The organism is Solibacillus sp. FSL K6-4121, from assembly GCF_038002585.1.
Taxonomy (GTDB): Bacteria; Bacillota; Bacilli; order Bacillales_A; family Planococcaceae; genus Solibacillus; species Solibacillus faecavium.
Map to the genome: position 1 here is coordinate 1,585,692 of NZ_JBBOCS010000002.1, position 18,854 is coordinate 1,604,545.

General features: G+C 37.7%; 17 protein-coding genes. 1 reads left to right on the forward strand and 16 read right to left on the reverse strand.

Translation table 11 applies throughout. The features are described 5' to 3' along the window. Positions 1-5: 5 nt before the first annotated feature. The 5 genes from MHH95_RS17710 to infC form a co-directional block, all read right to left on the reverse strand. Positions 6-596, reverse strand: a complete 591-nt coding sequence (locus tag MHH95_RS17710) for a peroxidase-related enzyme (protein WP_340728648.1) — start codon at positions 594-596, stop codon at positions 6-8. Between the two features lie 213 nt (positions 597-809). After that, entirely contained in the window at positions 810-1,079 is a 270-nt protein-coding gene (locus MHH95_RS17715) for a DUF1294 domain-containing protein (RefSeq protein WP_340728649.1), read from the reverse strand. 138 nt (positions 1,080-1,217) lie between these two features. Continuing rightward, on the reverse strand, positions 1,218-1,577 hold the full coding sequence (gene rplT / locus MHH95_RS17720) for a 50S ribosomal protein L20 (protein WP_191700544.1): 360 nt from the start codon (positions 1,575-1,577) through the stop codon (positions 1,218-1,220). Positions 1,578-1,653: 76 nt separating this feature from the next. After that, positions 1,654-1,854, reverse strand: coding sequence for a 50S ribosomal protein L35 (gene rpmI / locus MHH95_RS17725; RefSeq protein WP_036156293.1), 201 nt, complete (start codon positions 1,852-1,854; stop codon positions 1,654-1,656). A 39-nt stretch (positions 1,855-1,893) separates the two neighbouring features. Next, positions 1,894-2,397: a translation initiation factor IF-3 gene (gene infC / locus MHH95_RS17730; protein WP_191700545.1), complete on the reverse strand. Its 504-nt coding sequence runs from the start codon at positions 2,395-2,397 to the stop codon at positions 1,894-1,896. A 445-nt stretch (positions 2,398-2,842) separates the two neighbouring features. Between infC and MHH95_RS17735 the strand changes: the two genes are divergently transcribed. Then, positions 2,843-3,679: a manganese catalase family protein gene (locus MHH95_RS17735; protein WP_340728650.1), complete on the forward strand. Its 837-nt coding sequence runs from the start codon at positions 2,843-2,845 to the stop codon at positions 3,677-3,679. Positions 3,680-3,813: 134 nt separating this feature from the next. On the opposite strand, the gene thrS is transcribed toward MHH95_RS17735, so the two are convergent. From thrS to MHH95_RS17790, 11 genes are all read right to left on the reverse strand, one after another. Next, a complete protein-coding gene (thrS, locus tag MHH95_RS17740; RefSeq protein WP_340728651.1) occupies positions 3,814-5,745 on the reverse strand; it encodes a threonine--tRNA ligase in 1,932 nt (643 codons plus the stop codon). Positions 5,746-6,305: 560 nt separating this feature from the next. Further along, positions 6,306-7,247, reverse strand: coding sequence for a primosomal protein DnaI (gene dnaI, locus MHH95_RS17745; RefSeq protein ID WP_340728792.1), 942 nt, complete (start codon positions 7,245-7,247; stop codon positions 6,306-6,308). A gap of 2 nt (positions 7,248-7,249) precedes the next feature. After that, a complete protein-coding gene (locus MHH95_RS17750) occupies positions 7,250-8,614 on the reverse strand; it encodes a replication initiation and membrane attachment family protein (protein WP_340728652.1) in 1,365 nt (454 codons plus the stop codon). A gap of 19 nt (positions 8,615-8,633) precedes the next feature. Next, positions 8,634-9,101 carry a transcriptional regulator NrdR gene (gene nrdR / locus MHH95_RS17755; protein WP_340728653.1) on the reverse strand — a complete coding sequence of 156 codons (468 nt, stop codon included), beginning with the start codon at positions 9,099-9,101 and terminating at the stop codon, positions 8,634-8,636. 275 nt (positions 9,102-9,376) lie between these two features. Next, positions 9,377-10,396 (reverse strand): glyceraldehyde-3-phosphate dehydrogenase, encoded by a 1,020-nt coding sequence (locus MHH95_RS17760; protein WP_339213430.1) that lies wholly within the window; start codon positions 10,394-10,396, stop codon positions 9,377-9,379. 183 nt (positions 10,397-10,579) lie between these two features. Continuing rightward, positions 10,580-11,176, reverse strand: coding sequence for a dephospho-CoA kinase (coaE, locus tag MHH95_RS17765; protein ID WP_340728654.1), 597 nt, complete (start codon positions 11,174-11,176; stop codon positions 10,580-10,582). A 12-nt stretch (positions 11,177-11,188) separates the two neighbouring features. Further along, the gene (gene mutM / locus MHH95_RS17770; protein ID WP_340728655.1) at positions 11,189-12,061 is read right to left on the reverse strand and encodes a bifunctional DNA-formamidopyrimidine glycosylase/DNA-(apurinic or apyrimidinic site) lyase; all 873 of its coding nucleotides are present in this window, start codon (positions 12,059-12,061) and stop codon (positions 11,189-11,191) included. 12 nt (positions 12,062-12,073) lie between these two features. After that, on the reverse strand, positions 12,074-14,704 hold the full coding sequence (gene polA, locus MHH95_RS17775; protein ID WP_340728656.1) for a DNA polymerase I: 2,631 nt from the start codon (positions 14,702-14,704) through the stop codon (positions 12,074-12,076). Between the two features lie 533 nt (positions 14,705-15,237). Further along, on the reverse strand, positions 15,238-16,758 hold the full coding sequence (locus MHH95_RS17780; RefSeq protein ID WP_340728657.1) for a methyl-accepting chemotaxis protein: 1,521 nt from the start codon (positions 16,756-16,758) through the stop codon (positions 15,238-15,240). Positions 16,759-16,976: 218 nt separating this feature from the next. Then, positions 16,977-18,143, reverse strand: coding sequence for an ATP-grasp domain-containing protein (locus MHH95_RS17785; RefSeq protein WP_340728658.1), 1,167 nt, complete (start codon positions 18,141-18,143; stop codon positions 16,977-16,979). Positions 18,144-18,368: 225 nt separating this feature from the next. Further along, entirely contained in the window at positions 18,369-18,809 is a 441-nt protein-coding gene (locus tag MHH95_RS17790; protein ID WP_191700554.1) for a DNA polymerase I, read from the reverse strand. Positions 18,810-18,854 lie beyond the last annotated feature (45 nt).

Here is an 18,854-nt window from a genome sequence, read left to right on the forward strand (position 1 = left end):
ATTATTTATCGATTATGTCCGTAATGACCTTCATTTGCAATTGCACCTATTGTACTTACCCAGCGGTTTGTATAATTGAAGAAGCCTACTGTAAATGCCGCTTCTAAAACTTCATGATCATTAAATCCAGCTTCACGCAATAAATCTACTTCTTTTGTAGTAATTTCATTCGGATAACGTGTAGTACGGTATGCATAATCACATAAAGCTCGCTGTTTATCCGTCAGCTTTGCAGAACGATAATTATATGTAAGCTGGTCTACCCAACCTGGATTTTTAGTCAGCCCACGCAATATATCGCTATGCGTTGTTAAGCAGTAGCTACAATTGTTTGTTGAAGACACAACAAGTCCAATCATTTCTTTATCTGCTGTTGATAAATAGCATGTTTCTTCATTAAACAAGGAATATTTAAAATCTAAAAATCCTTTATATTGCGCAGCGTTTAAAGGAAGTACTTTAAATAAGTTATTCACGAAGCCATTTTGCTCTAATTGCTTTTCTACATGACCATCGAAAATTTCCTGTAGCTCCAGTGGAATTTCCTTTTCATTAGGCACTTGTAAATGCGACAGCTGTTCATTGTATTTGCTCATTCATTTATTCCCCATCTACCATAATTGCAAATACTGGTGACTGTATGAAATTTGTTGAGACTATCATAAAAAAACCCCCTTAAAATAGTTTTCTGAATATATTATAAATTACAGCTATTTATAATACAAACCAATTATGTAGGAATAATGAGAAACAATAAATGCCCCAAAACAAAAAACACAATAAGGAAAATACTTCCTTATTGTGTTTCATTAAATACTACTATATAGCTGTACTAATAGAAAAATATGTACTGCAGCCATTAATGGAAAGCCGAATGCGAATGTATTATGCTTTGTTTTGTGCCGGAATAAATACATTCCTAACACACCACCGCATGCTCCACCTAATAATCCAAGCGTCAGCAATGTTTTTTCTGAAATGCGCCATTCCTGTTTCTTTGCACGTTCTTTATCAATATACATATAGATGCACAAAATGAGTGAAACGACTACTATATATGAAAGTGCTGCCAATGCCATAAACATATTCCTCCTCAATTTGAAAAAAGACTGATAAGGAAAATTCCCTACCAGTCTAATTATAAAAGTAATTGCTAATTATCTTGCACCTATCGCTTACGCTTTCGGTGCAGAAATAATTTTTGACAAGGTCAAAAATTATTTAGCTACTGCTTTTTTAGCTGCGTCAGCTAATTGAGTGAATGCTGCGCTATCAGTTACAGCTAAGTCAGCTAACATTTTACGGTTAACTTCGATACCTGCTACTTTTAAGCCGTGCATTAAACGAGAGTAAGATAAACCGTTCATGCGAGCAGCTGCGTTGATACGAGTGATCCATAATTTACGGAAATTACGTTTCTTTTGACGACGGTCACGGTATGCATATTGACCTGATTTCATTACTGCTTGGTTAGCTACTTTGTATAATGTATGTTTTGAACCGTAGTAACCTTTAGCTAATTTTAAAACTTTTTTGCGACGAGCGCGTGTTACTGTTCCGCCTTTAACGCGTGGCATAGTAATTACCTCCTGCTAATTCTTTCGAATGTAGTTGTTTTTTAGTTTTTTTAATAATCTTTAAAACGGTCAAAGATTACTTCATGTAAGTTAATAATGTACGGATACGTTTGAAATCGCCTGAAGATGCAACTTTCGCTTTACGTAAGTGACGTTTTGCTTTAGTTGATTTGTTAGCGAATAAGTGAGAGCCATAAGCACGGTCAAATTTTAATTTACCAGTACCTGTTTTTTTGAAACGTTTCGCAGCTCCACGGTGAGTTTTCATTTTTGGCATGTCGATTTCCTCCTAAACTTGTTTATACATAAGTAAGTATTATTTCTCATTCTTTGGTTGAAGAACTAAGAACATGCTGCGGCCTTCCATCTTCGGTTTTTGTTCAACCGTAGATACTTCAGCACACGCTTCAGCAAAGCGATCTAACACACGTTGACCGATTTCTTTGTGTGTAATTGCACGACCTTTAAAGCGAATTGATGCTTTAACTTTGTCACCTTTTTCAAGGAACTTAATCGCATTACGTAATTTCGTTTGAAAATCATGTTCATCGATTGTTGGGCTCAAGCGAACCTCTTTCATAACGATTACTTTAGAATTTTTACGAATTTCACGGTCTTTCTTTTGCTGATCAAACTTAAATTTACCATAGTCCATAACACGAGCGACTGGTGGTTTGGCTTGAGGGGCTACAAGGACAAGATCCAAGTTAGCACGAGCAGCAATCTCCATCGCTTCTGTACGCGTTTTTAGACCTAGTTGATCACCGTTGTGGTCGATTAGACGAAGTTCGCGTGCGCGAATGCCTTCGTTTACATACATGTCTTTGCTAATATTAATCCACCTCCAAATGTTTGTCGGAATACATGAGTTGGTGTAAAGTATAACCCGGTCGAACGGTACACCTCTGCGTTATGTCCATATGTACTTTTCGTTTTATTCAAACAAAAAGGACGGACATTTGAGATGTCCGCCCGCTATATGTGCATACGCAGTCCTGCGCAAAACAATTCAACGTGTCCAATACCTGCTCGTAACTTATAAAAGCACTTAATCAGGTGAGAAGCGGGCAGCCTCTACTTGCAAACTTTTGTATTCATAACTTAAACAATCTTAGCATGCTTTAAAAATAACGTCAAGCTTTTTAATACGCTTTATAATATAATCTTTTAAGTTTATAAATTTTTTTAATTTTTAGTGTTTTGTTTTTTTTCTCCGTGGTATCTAGTTAGAGATTCAAAATTTACCGATAGGAGGAATCTATATAATGTTTAGACATCAAAAGGAATTACAATTTGAGGTAAAAGTTGAAAGACCCGATCCTGTACTAGCACGTCAGATTCAGGAAGTGCTCGGTGGTCAGTTTGGGGAAATGAGTGTTATGATGCAGTATTTATTCCAAGGATGGAACTGTCGTGGTGAAGAAAAATATAAAGATTTATTAATGGATATTGGTACAGAGGAAATCGGCCATGTTGAAATGCTTTGTTCTTTGATTAGTCAATTACTGGACGGGGCAACACCCGAGGATCAGCAAAAAGTTGCACAGGACCCGATGATGGATGCAATTATGGGTGGAATTAACCCACAGCACTTAATTGTCAGCGGATTAGGCGCTACACCAAAGGATTCAAACGGCGTACCATGGAATGCTGGATACATCATTGCAAGCGGAAACTTACTTGCTGATTTCCGTGCAAACTTAAATGCTGAATCGCAAGGTCGACTCCAAGTAGCAAGATTGTATCATATGACGAAAGATGAGGGAGTCCGTACTGTATTTAGAAAAATGCTGGCACGTGACCGTTACCATCAATACCAATGGATGGCTGCTATTAAAGAGTTGGAAGAAAAGAATGGCGTGGTCGTACCTGCTTCATTCAGACCCGAAGGCGAATTGGAAGCACAGCCACATGCATATGAGCTATGGAATTTATCTGAAGGCACTGAATCTAAAAACGGTCCTTGGGCTCAAGGTAAATCACCAGATGGGACAGGAGATTTCGTCTATTTAGATAACCCTGCACCAATGGGGAAAATCCCTAACCCGGTTGTTCCACCGACATCATTGCATCATGACATTGATTTTGAGAAAAAATTATAATCCACTTTGAAAAATCGACTGTGTCTAATGATAATCTCTAGGCACAAAAATAAAGCAGTTCAAATTTACTCAGGTAAAATTTGAACTGCTTTTATTATGGAGACAGCCTTTGTTCCAAGCTCCAATTTGCTATCTTATTTTTTTATTTCTTCAGTAATATCTGCAAGGAATTGCTCAAAGCTAATAGTCTCAGAATCCTTCGAACCGTAGCGGCGAATGTTTACTGCACTATCTTCTACTTCCTTATCTCCAAGTACGAGCATATAAGGAATCTTCTTCATTTGAGATTCACGGATTTTGTAGCCTAATTTCTCTTCTCGATCATCCATTTCAACACGTACGCCAGCAGCAGCTAGTTTTTCTTGAACTTCACGGGCGTAGTCATAATGTACACTGTTTGATACAGGAATAATTGTTGCCTGAACTGGTGCTAACCAAGTTGGGAATGCCCCTTTGTACTCTTCAATTAAGAATGCTACAAAACGTTCCATTGTCGATACAACACCACGGTGAATAACTACTGGACGTTGTGGCTGACCGTCTTCACCAATGTAAGAAAGGTCGAAGCGTTGTGGCAATAAGAAGTCAAGTTGTGCAGTTGATAAAGTTTCCTCTTTACCAATTGCTGTTTTTACTTGAACGTCTAATTTCGGACCATAGAAGGCTGCTTCATCTTCTGCGATGAAGTAATCATAACCTAGCTCATCCATTGCCTCTTTTAACATTGCTTGTGCAGTTTCCCACATTTGATCGTCATCAAAATACTTCTCTGTGTTGTTCGGATCCCGGTATGAAAGACGGAATGAGAAATCTTTCAATTCGAAGTCTTTGTATACTTCAAGGATTAATTCAACTACTTTTTTAAATTCAGCTTTAATTTGATCCGGGCGTACGAAAATGTGCGCATCGTTTAAAGTCATTCCGCGTACACGTTGTAAACCAGATACGGCACCTGACATTTCGTAACGGTGCATTGTACCAAGTTCAGCAATGCGAATTGGCAAGTGACGGTAAGAGTGCAGACCGTTTTTGAATACCATCATATGGTGAGGACAGTTCATCGGACGTAAAACAAGTGTTTCATTGTCCATTTCCATTGGCGGGAACATGCCATCTTGATAGTGCTCCCAGTGTCCTGATGTTTCATATAACTTTTTCGAGCCAAGCACTGGTGTATATACATGCTTGTAGCCTAAAGATAATTCTTTGTCTACGATGTAGCGTTCAATAGTTCTGCGGATTGTCGCACCATTTGGTAACCAAAGCGGTAAACCTTGACCAACTGTTTGGCTAGTCATGAATAAATCCAATTCTTTACCGATTTTACGGTGATCACGTTCTTTTGCCTCTTCAAGCATTTGAAGGTGATGTTTCAGCTCGTCTTTTGTGAAGAATGCAGTACCGTAAATACGTTGTAACATTTTGTTGTCTGAGTTACCGCGCCAGTAAGCACCAGCTAATGATAATAGTTTGAACTCTTTTAATTTGCCTGTAGATGGTACGTGTACACCACGGCAAAGGTCAAAGAAATCGCCTTGGTAGTAGATTGACACTTGATCATCTGCTGGAATTGCTTCAAGTAATTCTAATTTATACTCGTCGCCAACTTCTTCGTAAATTTTTTGTGCTTCATCACGAGAAACATTTTTGCGCTCGATTTCGATGTTTTCAGAAATGATTTTTTTCATTTCTTTTTCGATTGCAGGTAAATCTTCAGCAGTAATCGGAGTTGGTGAATCGATATCATAGTAGAAGCCAGAATCAATTACTGGACCAATACCTAATTTTGCATCTGGGTACAGACGTTTTACTGCTTGCGCTGTTAAGTGAGCAGTTGAGTGACGAAGAATTTCTAACGCTTCATCTGATTTGTTAGTAATGATTTCGATTGCACCGTCTTGTTCGATTCCTGTTTTTGCATCGATAAGTGTACCGTTGATTTTACCGGCTAATGTTGATTTTTTTAGACCTGGGCTAATAGAGCCTGCAACGTCTAATGTTGATGTTCCTTTGGCAAATTCCTTTACTGCGCCATCCGGGAAAGTTAATTTGATCATTTCTGACATGTTATTGTCCTCCTTATAAGGTTTTCATTTAATAGAGAGTAGCAAAGTGTCGTCATCCCAATCCGTTGATTTCCGTTTCGGGCGGACGCTTTCCGCGGGCGTGGCCTGAGCCTGTAGTCTCAGGCGTCACGCTTTTCCCGCTGGAGTCGCCGCCCTACACTACAATCAACTAATCTATAGCTATAAATTAATTTGCTCCCAATATTTTTTATCAGTCAAAATATTTGCATATTAAGGCAAAATAAAAAGCACCGTCCCTATAAAAGGGACGATGCTGTACGCTCGTGGTGCCACCCTTCTTCCTTCTTCGTCAATACGAATTAGAAGCTCTCGGTCAGTTAACGTACTGAGAAACGTTGACGGATTGGCCCCGTCACTGCTCGAAGGTAGTAAAGTGAAACGCTTGTGCTAGGAAGCTTGCAGCCGTGGCTCCCCTCTCTAAAAGCTAGTTCGTTAAACTTGTTGTCCTTTTCAATGCATTTTTTGTTTAATTACGTACAAAGTATACGCTCGATTTATAACAATTGCAACTGGTAAAAAGTAAATTTTTCTGTTATTTTTTATTCTCGGCGATTGACTCCATCCATCGCAACCGGAATTGTCACAGCTTTAATTCGTTCCATAATACGAGCAGCCTTTACGACTTCGATATCACCACGTTGTGATTGCGCTAAATGATGCTCCAGCCCTTTATAATCAAAGTTCGATGTAATAAATGTTGGTAATTCTTCACTCATTCGATAATGTAAAATCGTCCCAAGTATTTCATCACGTGTCCATGCCGACATCGTCTCTGCACCGATATCATCCAACATTAATACAGGCGCCTTTTTGACATAGTCTATTTTTTCATTCAAAGTATTGTCGCTAATCGCATTTTTCATTTCTCGTAAAAACTCAGGAACAAATACGACAACTGTTCTTACCTTTAGTGTTGCAAGCTCATTTGCAATCGCTCCAAGTACAAAGGATTTTCCTACACCGAATTTACCGTACAAGTAAAATCCTTTTTTCGGTAATTCTCCCGTTCGCTTATAAGTCGCGACAAATTCAGCTGCTTGTTCTGCAATACTAAGTCGGGAATGATTGTCGATTGCCAAATCTTTTAATGTTGCCTTTAATACATCTTTTGGCATATGCATGCTCGAAATCATATTGGCTACATCACGTCGTTCATCTTCACGAAGCTTTTGCTCACAAGGAACATACGTAATATCAATGACATTATGCGTTATAAATAGTTTCGGAAGATAACCTTGCAATAAATTTGTACATTGTCCTGTATGTCCATTTCCGCAACATCCTGTTGACTGTGAAATAAATTCGTATAATTTAGGTAAACTAATTTCAACCATTTCTTTCGTCACTTGCTGTTCATGTTCACGTAAAAACTGCTGAACTTTCGGATGTTCGATCGTCTCTCTGCGCATCGCTTCAAAACGTTCTTTAAAAGAGGGCATTTTTTTCTTGATTTGATTTAATTGATTATTAATCGGTTCTATTGTTATTCACCTGCCCTATCAAGCTTTTGTAATATTTTTAGGCGCTCCTGCTCGAAATCCACTGTACTGTCTTTTTCTGGTTGCTGCTGCTCATTGCGCTTGTAAAACCAGTCAGGAACTTGTTCATCTCGTCCACTTTTACGATTGTACGAAGGCTTCTTTTGGGAAGTAGCCGGTTGTTTGACCACTGAACTTTCCTGTTTCCATTTCGTATATTTATCGCGTTCTTCACGAGCTAAATCCATCGCCTCTTTAGCCGTCTTCAATTGCTTACGATTCCAGTGATCTGCGATTTTTTCTACATAGCTTTTCGGTAATTTCATATCTGTCGATAACATGACATATTCGAGCAGTACATTAGCCACTCCTATAGGCATGCTATACTTTACAACTAAATCTTCTGCAAGTTGAATTGAGGAAGGAATTGGTTCTTTTCCATTATTGATGTCACGCAACACTTGAACAGGCGGTGTTGTTTCCAAATAATGCAGAAGTTCTTGTTCTTTCGTCAAGTTTTCCGCGTGTAAAGTATCATTACTTTTCCCCTCGAATACTTTTGTCATGACAGGGGCTTCTGTAGAAACGGTCAATTTATAATAATCTGCTGCACAACGTTTTAAACGATCTGTCGTTAGTTTATTTTGCTCGTCCAATGCTTGTATTACCACTTTTTGCATTTGCAATGGTGTGAGATGATACAAAAAGGCAAGCTTTGCAATTGTTTCCTTTGCTTTCACAGTTAATGCAGCACTCGGTATTAACTGCTCAGATAAGCCAGCCTGCAGTAGCTTAAAATCAAATTGCTCATAATAAAATGGATAATCAATTTGCTTCGGTGTCATTGTTTCCAACTCATCCTGAGGCAGATTTTGATTAATCGGACGGTACACATCCATAAATGTACGTGTAACCTCTTCATACTGTTCTTTATTTGGCTGAGTCAAAAAGCGCTGACGTAATTTTCGATAAGCTCCCTCGCCAATTTTACTAAATAAGAACATCGATAAAAGCGGATCTTTAAAAAAGCTCGGTGCATCGAGTGGTCTTACTAATTCATATATAAAATGACGTTCATTAGCAGTATCCTTTCGCCAAGTACGCATTAAACCAATCGCTTCCAATGCAATTCGCGCTTCAAAAATCTTTTTCAAAGGCATCGACAATACATGCATCAAATAATAATGATTATATTGCTGAGGTGTATGATTTTCAGCTTCCGCCCATAGCGTTAAAAATAAACTTATCGGCTCCGGTCCTGTTAGGGGCTGATAAAATAGCGTTAATAATTGACGTTCATTTGTAGATAATGCGTGAGGGAGCGTTATTTCAAAATGATCTGTTGGCTGTATTTCTTTAAAGTGAACCATTTTGTCCCCCTCCTAAAACTTATTTGTCACTTGACTGGCGTGTCATAATTTCTTTTAATTCCTCGATAAATACAGTAATATCCTTAAATTGTCGATAAACGGATGCAAATCGTACATATGCAACTTCATCAACTGTTGCAAGACGATCCATTACCATTTCACCCACTTCTTCCGAGCGTACTTCTGCATTGCCAAGTCGACGTAATTCCTTTTCAATTGATAATACTATCTCTTCCAATTGATCTAAAGCAACCGGTCGCTTCTCACATGCCCGTATTAGTCCTCGCAATACCTTTTCACGGCTGAATTCTTCACGCGAGCCACCCTTTTTCACAACAATTAAAGGTGTTTCTTCTATTTTTTCAAATGTCGTAAAACGGAAAGCACACGATTCACATTCACGACGTCTTCGAATTTCTTTATTATCATCAACAGGTCTTGAATCTACAACACGTGTACCGTTGTATTGACAAGCTGGACATCTCATATTTTATTTCTCCTAAATGTTAGTTTATCTATATTATAACAAAAACAACGCGCGTGAAATAGTTCTTCATGCGCGTCGAAATTTTCCAAAAGGAAAGTGATTCAATTATATAGTGCCCTATCGATTCACACAATAGAAAATGCCTTTTGTAAAAATAAATATTCTACAAAAGGCAATAGTTTAGTTATATCCCGGCACTATACATGCCGAAAGAATCACTTACCGAATTTCGAATCAAGACTTTTCAATCTTTTTACTCGTAAAAAGAAATTAAATTATGCATTAACCGCTACTAATTCTTTGGCAATTTTATTTGCTAAGTCTACTACACGTGCAGAGTAACCCCATTCGTTATCATACCAAGCAATTACTTTTACTTTACGGTCACCTAAAACAATTGTTGTTAATCCATCAACTGTAGAAGAATATGTTGTTGTATTGTAGTCTGAAGATACTAATGGCTCCATTGAGAAGTTTAAAATACCGTTCATTTTGCCTTCAGCAGCTGCTTTAAATGCAGCATTTACTTCTTCTACTGTTACATCTTTTTCTAAATCTACAACTAAGTCCACCAATGATACGTTTGGTGTAGGTACACGTAAGGCCATACCGTGAATTTTACCATCCAATTCTGGCAACACTAAGCGTAAAGCTTTAGCTGCACCAGTTGAAGTTGGAATAATTGACGATGCACAGTTACGAGCACGACGTAAATCTTTATGTGGGTTATCAATGTTATTTTGATCATTTGTATAAGCATGTACAGTTGTCATTAAGCCATTTACAATACCAAATTCATCATTTAATACTTTTGCTACTGGAGCTAGGCAGTTTGTAGTACAAGAAGCATTTGAAATGACATCGTGTTTTGATAAATCTAATTTATCATCGTTTACACCTAACACTACTGTAATATCTTCATTTTTACCTGGAGCTGTTAAAATAACTTTTTTCGCGCCAGCTTCTATATGCTTTGCAGCGTTTTCACGGTCATTGAATTTACCAGTAGCTTCAATAACAATATCTACACCCATTTCAGCCCATGGTAATTTTAAAGGATCGCGTTCACTAACTAGCTCAACACGTTTACCGTTTACGATTAATGCACCTTCAACCGCTTCAACAGTACCTGGGAATACACCATGATTTGTGTCATACTTAATTAAATGTGCTAACGTTTCAGATGGGTAACTTGCATTTACTGCTACGATATTAACATCACCGCGCATCATCGCTTGTCGGAATACCATACGACCAATGCGGCCAAAACCATTAATTGCAATAGAAACTGTCATATTATTTAAATCCTCCTAAAAGTACGATTCATTCGTTTTATTTATTCGTTGATTAGTATAACACATATTCTAAAAAGGTGAACATATTTAACGCACATAAAAAAAGTTGTTATTTTCAGATAATACATACCCTAAAAATAAATGCCTTAACCCACTTCAAACAAAAACGGGCAAGGCATTATTTTATTTCAAAACATTCCATTCAAATAAAACATTTTGCAATTGAAGGGCAGTATCTTCCAAAGAGCCATTATTATAAATAACTACATCAGCTAGCGCTTCTTTATCTTTAACAGGAATTTGCGTAGCAATACGTGCTTTTGCTTCTTCTTCGGTCAAGCCATTTCGTTCCATTAAGCGTTCTAGTTGAACATCCTCCGTTACAGAAACTACGATAATCTTTTCAACAAAATGCTCGAGCTTGCTTTCGAATAATAATGGAATATCCATAAATACGTTTTTTTCACCGTAGGAAATAAACTCATCACGCTGGCGAATCATTTCTTCACGAATAGCTGGGTGAATGATGGCATTTAGTTGTTGACGCTTCGTTTCATCATGAAAAATAAGATTCCCTACTTTTGCGCGGTTCATTGTACCATCTTCAGAAATGACATCCTGTCCAAATACTTCTGCGATTTTCAAAAGCGTTGGACTTCCTGGCTCTACGACTTGTCGTGCAACTTGATCGGCATCAACAATTGGTAAGTTATATGACTGAATCATTTTTGCGACTGTACTTTTTCCACTTGCAATACTTCCTGTTAAACCTATAATCACAGTAATTCCCCTTTACTTTTGACATTGAGGGCAATATGTTGACGTCCTTCCCCCGATAACGATGGACTCTGTATTTGCTTCACATATTACACATTGTTTTTTTCCGTACATTTTTAAGCGATGCTGCATCGTACCTGCCCCACCGTTAATACTCCGATAGTCAGATATTGTAGAGCCGCCTGAGTCGATGCTTTCCTGAAGTACATCACAAATCACTTGAAAGAGCTCCATTTTTTTCTCTCTATTTAAGTCACTTGTCACACGGCCAGGATGAATGAATAATTTAAATAAAGCTTCAGTTGCATATATATTCCCGCAGCCTGAGATAACTTGACCGTCCATAATGACTTCTTTAATTGCCTTTTTCGCAAATTTCGGCTTTTCACTTTGCGTTAGGAAAAAATCACATGCGCTTTCATCAAAAGGCTCCGGTGCCATTTTCAGTAAAGGGGGATGATCTGCGAGTTCTTTTATAAAGCGTAATTCACCAAAACGGCGAATATCTGCATAGACAAGTAATTCTCCACTTGCTAAAGTGAATACTGCATGAATATGCTTCCGAAATTTTTCTTCCGCAATCTCCAGCACATCATTAACAACAAACCATGCACCACTCATCCCTAAATGATTTACTAAAATAAAACGTTCATCACTTTTCTTGAGATGAAAGAATATATATTTTGATCTGCGCTCCAATTTATCGATTATCATGTCGCGTACTACTAGTTCAAACTGTGAAGGCTTCGCATTTTTTACAATCGCCTGTTTCCCTGCTTCATGCGATGTATACACGACATCCGATAAAGAGACTGAAACAATCGTTTTTCCTTCTACTATTGGTCGTAAATCACGTACGACCCCTTCTACTTCTGGTAATTCCGGCATAACTGGTACTCCTTATTTCGCATCGTACCATGTAGGACCATATGAAAACTCAACTTTTAACGGCACACTTAACTTAATTGCATTTTCCATAACTTCAGGTACGATACGTTCTAAAATTTCAATTTCTTCTTTTGGTGCTTCAAAAATAAGCTCATCGTGTACTTGTAACAACAGCTTCGTCTGCAGCCCTTCTTGTTCAAGGCGTGCATCCATGTCAATCATTGCTTTTTTAATAATATCTGCTGCACTTCCTTGAATCGGCGTGTTCATCGCCGTACGCTCCGCAAAACTTCTTAAATTGAAGTTCGAGCTTGTGATGTCCGGCAAGTAGCGGCGGCGATTTAAAATCGTTGTAACAAAGCCGGCTTTCTTGGCCTCTTCAATACTTGTATCCATATAGTTTTTTACACCCGGGAAGCTTTGCAAGTAGTTTTCGATAAAAATTGCCGCCTCTTTACGTGTAATATCAAGGCTTTGTGATAAGCCATAATCACTAATCCCGTATACAATGCCAAAGTTAACAGCTTTTGCTGTGCGACGCATTAAGCTTGTCACTTCATCCGGATTTTCAAGATTAAACACATCCATTGCCGTACGTGTATGGATATCCATTCCTTGCTGGAATGCCTCTACAAGCGCATCATCACCACACATATGTGCTAATACGCGCAGCTCGATTTGAGAATAGTCTGCAGCAAACAGAATCCAATCTTTTTTTGCAGGAACAAATGCCTTTCGAATTTTGCGTCCTTCTTCCAAACGAATCGGGATGTTTTGTAAATTCGGGTTTGTTGAGCTTAATCGTCCCGTTGATGTTAATGCTTGTTGGAAGCGGGTATGCACTTTGGAATCCGCTTCATGTACCTCTTTAATCAACCCTTCAATATAAGTTGACTTAAGTTTCGCAAGTGTTCGGTATTCCAGAATATGCTTTACAATATCATGCTCGGACTGCAGTTTTTCCAGCACATCGGCTGCTGTCGAATAACCTGTTTTCGTCTTTTTAATGACAGGTAAGCCTAGTTTATCAAATAAAATGACACCAAGCTGTTTCGGTGAATTAATATTGAATTTCTCGCCTGCCAGTTCATAAATTGTCGCTTCCATTACTTCGAGCTTTGTCTTCAGTTCATCACCCATTCGACGCAATGTATCGATATTGACTGTTATCCCTTCGCTCTCCATTTTCCCTAAAATATGTGCAAGCGGCAGCTCCAGCTCTTTATATAATTCAAACTGTTCATTTTCTTTAAGTGTTTGCTCTAAAACTGGCTGCAGCTTCCATACTGCTACTGCTTTTCGGCTTACATGTTCTGCTACATGATCTGCCCCCGGAACAATCCACTTTGCCCCTTTTCCGTAAATCGCTTCATTGGATTGTACATCCTGATAACCGAATTCTTTTGCAAGTGTTGCAACATCATCACCTGAAATCGACGGCTTTAAAATATACGAAGCTAACAATAAATCGAACTCCACACCTTTTAGCTCAATCCCTAAACGATGGAGCATTGCTTGTGTCGCTTTACTGTCTACCATATATTTTTTCTTTGTTTCATCTTGGATCCATGCTTTTAAATCTGCATTATCCACTACATTATCAATCGCTGTATATACCGTGCGTTCCCCGTCTGTCAAGGCTAAACCGAGGGCATTACAGCTATGGTAATGTTCATTTTCCAACTCTAGATGAATTGCCATTGTATCTTTTAACATGTCAGCTTTAATAGACTGTACATTTTCAAATACTAGTTCAGCTTGTTCAGTTTCTACCGCTTCAAAATCGCTCTTTTCGATTAAAGATTTAAACCCAAGCTCTTGCCATACATTAAGAAGTGATTCCTCATCCGGTCCTGAATAAGCTAAATCATCCAGTGAAATTGTTAGCGGTGCATCTGTATGAATTGTCGCAAGCTTTTTTGATAAGTGTGCCATTTCTTCATTATCTACCAGCTTTTCCTTCATTTTCGATGCTTTCAATGAATCCATCGCTTCATATAGTTTTTCAATTGTACCGTGTTCCTTCAATAATTTAATCGCTGTCTTTTCACCAACGCCCGGAACTCCCGGAATATTATCCGATTGATCGCCCATAAGCCCTTTCATATCGATAATTTGCTCCGGTGTCAGTCCATACTTTTCTTCAATATGTGCCGGTGTATATTTTTCGATATCGGTAATCCCTTTACGAGTTATATAGACTGTGACATCTTCTGTTGCTAGCTGCGTTAAATCTTTGTCTCCCGAAACAACGATAACTTCTATACCTTTTCCGGTAGCCTGTTTCGCTAATGTTCCGATAATATCATCTGCTTCGTACATTTCCAGTTCATAGCGTTTAATGTTGTATGCATCAATCAGCTTACGAATATAAGGGAATTGTTCGGAAAGCTCTGGCGGAGTTTTTTGACGTCCACCTTTATATTCACCGAACGATTCATGACGAAAAGTCGTTTTCCCGGCATCGAACGCAACAAGCATTTGTGTCGGATTTTCCTCACCGATAATTTTTTGCAGCATCGTTGTAAATCCGTAAGTAGCATTTGTATGAATCCCACTGTCATTTGTCAGCAGCGGCAATGCAAAAAAAGCACGATAAGCCAATGAGTTTCCATCTAGTAAAAGTAATTTTTGTTTTGTCATGCGCGTTCCTCCATTAATCAATTTCACCTCGGGGTGATTATGCCCGGTTTCGGGTCAGGTTCACAGGATACGGATCAGTCACCCGACGCTTTTAACCTGATTTTCTTTTAAACACTCTTTGCCGAATCTGTTGCTCCACCCAGAGGCATTAACTTCTGGCGTGTGTTCAAAACGCACTGTAAGAAGTTAAGTTACGATTGTATGTTCTCCTTCTACTTTAGCGATTATTGCGATGAATTGCCAACATAAACGCAAACTCTTCTGCAATAAAATTCTTATTCGCCAAATTATGCAGGACGCCAAAGTGAATGTCCCTCCCAAGAACTTAACATCAGCTGGCAATACCCTCTATTCGCAATTCATCTCAAACTCCATCTTATAATCCTTATGCAAACAGAAACCTTCCGCAACATGTATTCCCCGCCTAAAAAGAAAAAATCCAGATGAATGCAATATAGCATAATCTGGATTTTTCCATCATTGAATTAAGTTCATATTAGTTTAGAAGTTATTTATATAACTAAAGAAAATCTTTATATTTTGAAGTGATTAATTTGTCCTTTTAACTTAATAATCATTTCATTCAATTCGTGTGCGATGCTTAGCATTTCTTCAGTCGATGCTGTCTGTTCTTCTATTGATGCAGCAATACTTTGAGAATGCTCATTAGATTCTTCCAATGACTGAACCGTTATATCCGTTGTTTCAAGTATCCGATTAGAGTCTGTTGCGATGCCTTGGAATGCTTCTGTTACATTTTGAATTTCATTTTTCATATTATCCACTAACTTAGAAATTGTATTAAATGTTTCAACAGCCGAATAGATCGTCACGCTTTCCTGCTCGATTTTCGTTACTACATTATTAATTGCAACAACAGATTCATTTGAATCTTTTTGCATTTCATTAATCAATGTCGTAATATCGCTCGCCGAATTCGCCGATTGTTCTGCCAATGAACGAACTTCATCCGCTACTACTGCGAAACCTTTCCCGTATTCCCCAGCTCTTGCCGCTTCGATTGCTGCATTTAAAGCAAGTAAGTTGATTTGATCTGAAATACTTGAAATAATTTTCGTTATTTGACCAACTTCTAAAGAACGGCTATTCATTTGTTCTGTTTTCATTAATGACATTTTCGCCGTTTCGTTAATTGTTTCGATTCCTGCAACAGACTTATGAATAACTTCTATTCCTTGTGTTGCAACAGTATTGGTATCTACCGCCTCCTGCGCCACTAATTTCGTAACATTAGAAATTTCTTCAATTTTGAATGCGATCTGTTCCACTGCCACCCGGTTTTGCACAGCACCTTCTGTAATTAGCTCAGTGCTAGAAGCAATTTCCTGAATCGCGCCCGATACCTGATTCGATGTAATTGTTAACTGTTCAACCGTTTCTTTTAATATCGAAGAACCTTCCTCAACATGGTCGGATGTGTCGGTTACATGGTAGATAGTCTCTCTCAATTGCGATTGCATATTCGAGAAGCTAGTTGTTAAGCGCCCGATTTCGTCATGACTGGAGACTTCCAATTGTTTTGATAAATCACCCTGTGCCACAATTTCAGTGTGGTTTAAAAGCTGATTTAAAGGATTCACAATTTTTTTTGATATGATAACCGCTATAATTGAGCCTATAATCAATGCAACAAGCAGTGAAGCAAAAATAATTTTAATTAACAAGCTATTCAATTCATCAATAAAATCCGCATCCGCATCCAATCCCAGAACAGATTCCGTCCCAGGAATTTGAAGGAAGGTTGATTGATGTTTACCATAATCATCTTCATAAATATCGCTCGCCACTATTTTCGTTGTGGAAAGTGCCGCTGTCTGATCTTCTGTAAAAGCAAGCGGTGTAAGGTAATCTTCCGAATTCCCCAATACCAGAATAACTTCATCTCCATCGACTTTACTCATAATATAGGCATTTTCCAAATCAAAATCACTTTGGAAATCGGTTATGACCTCCAGTAATTTTTCATATGAAGCCTTGTTTTTCTTAGCATCATTCACTATATCCGCGTCAAAAAGCGTACTGAATTTCTCCATACTCAACAATAAGTTTTGATTGTGCTGCGGAATGATCTGGTTATTAATTAAGTTGCTGGAAACCAAGAATAGAATTGAGCTAAAAACAACACTTAATAAAAAAATAGGAACTAAAATCCCTAATAAAATCCGAGTTTTTACTGAATTAAATTTTTTTAACATTTACATTGCTCTTTAAAACAATTATGAAATTGTTTTAGCCAAGCGTCCCCCCAAATTTAGTTATTCACATACAAGTTTTTTTCTTTTTCTACATATTCCATAAAGTCCAACGATAAGATATGGTCATTTTGCGCCAATGAGTCACTACTAAAGAAAATGACAGCAAACGTCGCACCCTGCTCGTACGGAATATGACGATATTCTAAAATATGGTGGAATTGTTTTTGCAATAACTCATGGTGTATCACAAGCCCGTCATCAATCTTTATCTCACCTTCAAACTCGGCACAAGTAAAGCTGTAAATTTTATTGTCCATTGTGTTTATTAAGGCAGCCCAATCCGGTTTTTTCTGTTCGAAGAAATAGTCGTATGAGTTAACCCCATATGCAAAACTTCCCAATTCGGTCGTACCTGCACCTGCAAAGCGTAATGGATTCACTTCAATTGGTACAATTGTTCCTTCATCATCCATGCGCAGTTCTACGTGCAGTGGCATTTTCCGCAAATTGAAGATTTCCCCAAGTCCTTGCAGATACTCGGTAATCGGAGTTAAGAAATTTTGCAGCACTTGCTTGCTCGTATAATAAATACGATCACTCATATCTTTTTCGTCTTTGAACATACGCGCAAATAAATTGAGCACAACCGGATCATTCTTTTCGTCGAAGAAAAGATCGATTGCAAATTCCTGCCCCTCAATATAACTTTCAATGATAAAGGTTTCACTACCCAAAATATCCTTTGAATCTTCTTCACTCGACTGTTCCATCGTTTCTTCCATCTTATCGATTATACTTTGGAATTCTTGTGGATTCTCTACTCTGTAAACCCCAACACTTGAGTATCCGACTGTCGGCTTAAAGATTAACGGATAGGGTAGTGAGGATAGATCAAGTTGCCCTAATTCACCTGAAGTAGTTTCTAAAAAGAAGAAATTAGGATAACTCTCAGCTAAACGCTTTCTGAATGCAAATTTATTTTTAAATAAATTCGCTGTTTTTGTTACATGCGATTCTGCATAATATTCATTTAGAATCTGAATGGCTTCTTCAGAATTCATAATGATTAAATCCTCTTGTTGAAATACTTTCACCAGATTTTGCTCATCTTCTGATTTGTCATTTAGAATCAACTGTTGTTCAATATCCAAAATCTTTACTTTCTTTTCGATCAATGTTTCTGCTAAGAGCGGGGATACATAAGCTGTATCTAATAGAATCAAAACTTTCACTTCCTTATATGTATAGAGCATTAATTAAACAACGCGCATTATTACCTAATTTTTCTGAATATATAAGCATTTATACCCTACAAAAATTATTACAATATATGCAAAAAAGACTACGCTTGTTATATTATACACACTTCCTTAAATTTTTCCATTTTATTTAAATAATCTTGCTATAATAAAAACCGCGTGGAATAAAATCCCGCGCGGTCTAAATATCTATTTAATTTTATTTTTGAACTTCACAACATGTACACTGTTTTTCTCTTCTTTATAAAAAATCTCTTCAAAAATAACTGTTAGTAAAAATGCATTTAAAAATGGAATGATGATGTACATTGGCATACCACCTAAATCGTATTGCATTAATCCACGTGCAAATACTTCAACAAAACCAATTTGGGAAAAGTAAAAAATCATTCCTACTCCAACCTGCCAAATCGGCCGCTTGTCCTCACGTTTTTCAAACCATAGTACTTTTTTAAACGAATTACGGACATCTTCTGCTATAAAGGCACTTAACAATAAAATCACAATAAATAAAATAGGTATATGATAAATTTCCACTTTCATGAAACTTAAATTCGTTTGATAAAATAGTGCTGTCACTGATGTTGCCATAATGAAAGCAATTAAACTATTTTGTATTTTTCTACTCAAATGTGCTCCCCCTTAATTATATTACTCACTTATTATAACAATAAA

Excerpts from the sequence above, each read along its gene's own strand:
- MHH95_RS17710 (WP_340728648.1), bottom strand. The coding sequence starts at position 596 with ATGAGCAAATACAATGAACAGCTGTCGCATTTACAAGTGCCTAATGAA.
- MHH95_RS17715 (WP_340728649.1), bottom strand. The coding sequence starts at position 1,079 with ATGGCATTGGCAGCACTTTCATATATAGTAGTCGTTTCACTCATTTTG.
- rplT (WP_191700544.1), bottom strand. The coding sequence starts at position 1,577 with ATGCCACGCGTTAAAGGCGGAACAGTAACACGCGCTCGTCGCAAAAAA.
- rpmI (WP_036156293.1), bottom strand. The coding sequence starts at position 1,854 with ATGCCAAAAATGAAAACTCACCGTGGAGCTGCGAAACGTTTCAAAAAA.
- infC (WP_191700545.1), bottom strand. The coding sequence starts at position 2,397 with ATGTATGTAAACGAAGGCATTCGCGCACGCGAACTTCGTCTAATCGAC.
- MHH95_RS17735 (WP_340728650.1), top strand. The coding sequence starts at position 2,843 with ATGTTTAGACATCAAAAGGAATTACAATTTGAGGTAAAAGTTGAAAGA.
- thrS (WP_340728651.1), bottom strand. The coding sequence starts at position 5,745 with ATGTCAGAAATGATCAAATTAACTTTCCCGGATGGCGCAGTAAAGGAA.
- MHH95_RS17750 (WP_340728652.1), bottom strand. The coding sequence starts at position 8,614 with ATGGTTCACTTTAAAGAAATACAGCCAACAGATCATTTTGAAATAACG.
- nrdR (WP_340728653.1), bottom strand. The coding sequence starts at position 9,101 with ATGAGATGTCCAGCTTGTCAATACAACGGTACACGTGTTGTAGATTCA.
- MHH95_RS17760 (WP_339213430.1), bottom strand. The coding sequence starts at position 10,396 with ATGACAGTTTCTATTGCAATTAATGGTTTTGGCCGCATTGGTCGTATG.
- mutM (WP_340728655.1), bottom strand. The coding sequence starts at position 12,061 with ATGCCGGAATTACCAGAAGTAGAAGGGGTCGTACGTGATTTACGACCA.
- polA (WP_340728656.1), bottom strand. The coding sequence starts at position 14,704 with ATGACAAAACAAAAATTACTTTTACTAGATGGAAACTCATTGGCTTAT.
- MHH95_RS17780 (WP_340728657.1), bottom strand. The coding sequence starts at position 16,758 with ATGGAGAAATTCAGTACGCTTTTTGACGCGGATATAGTGAATGATGCT.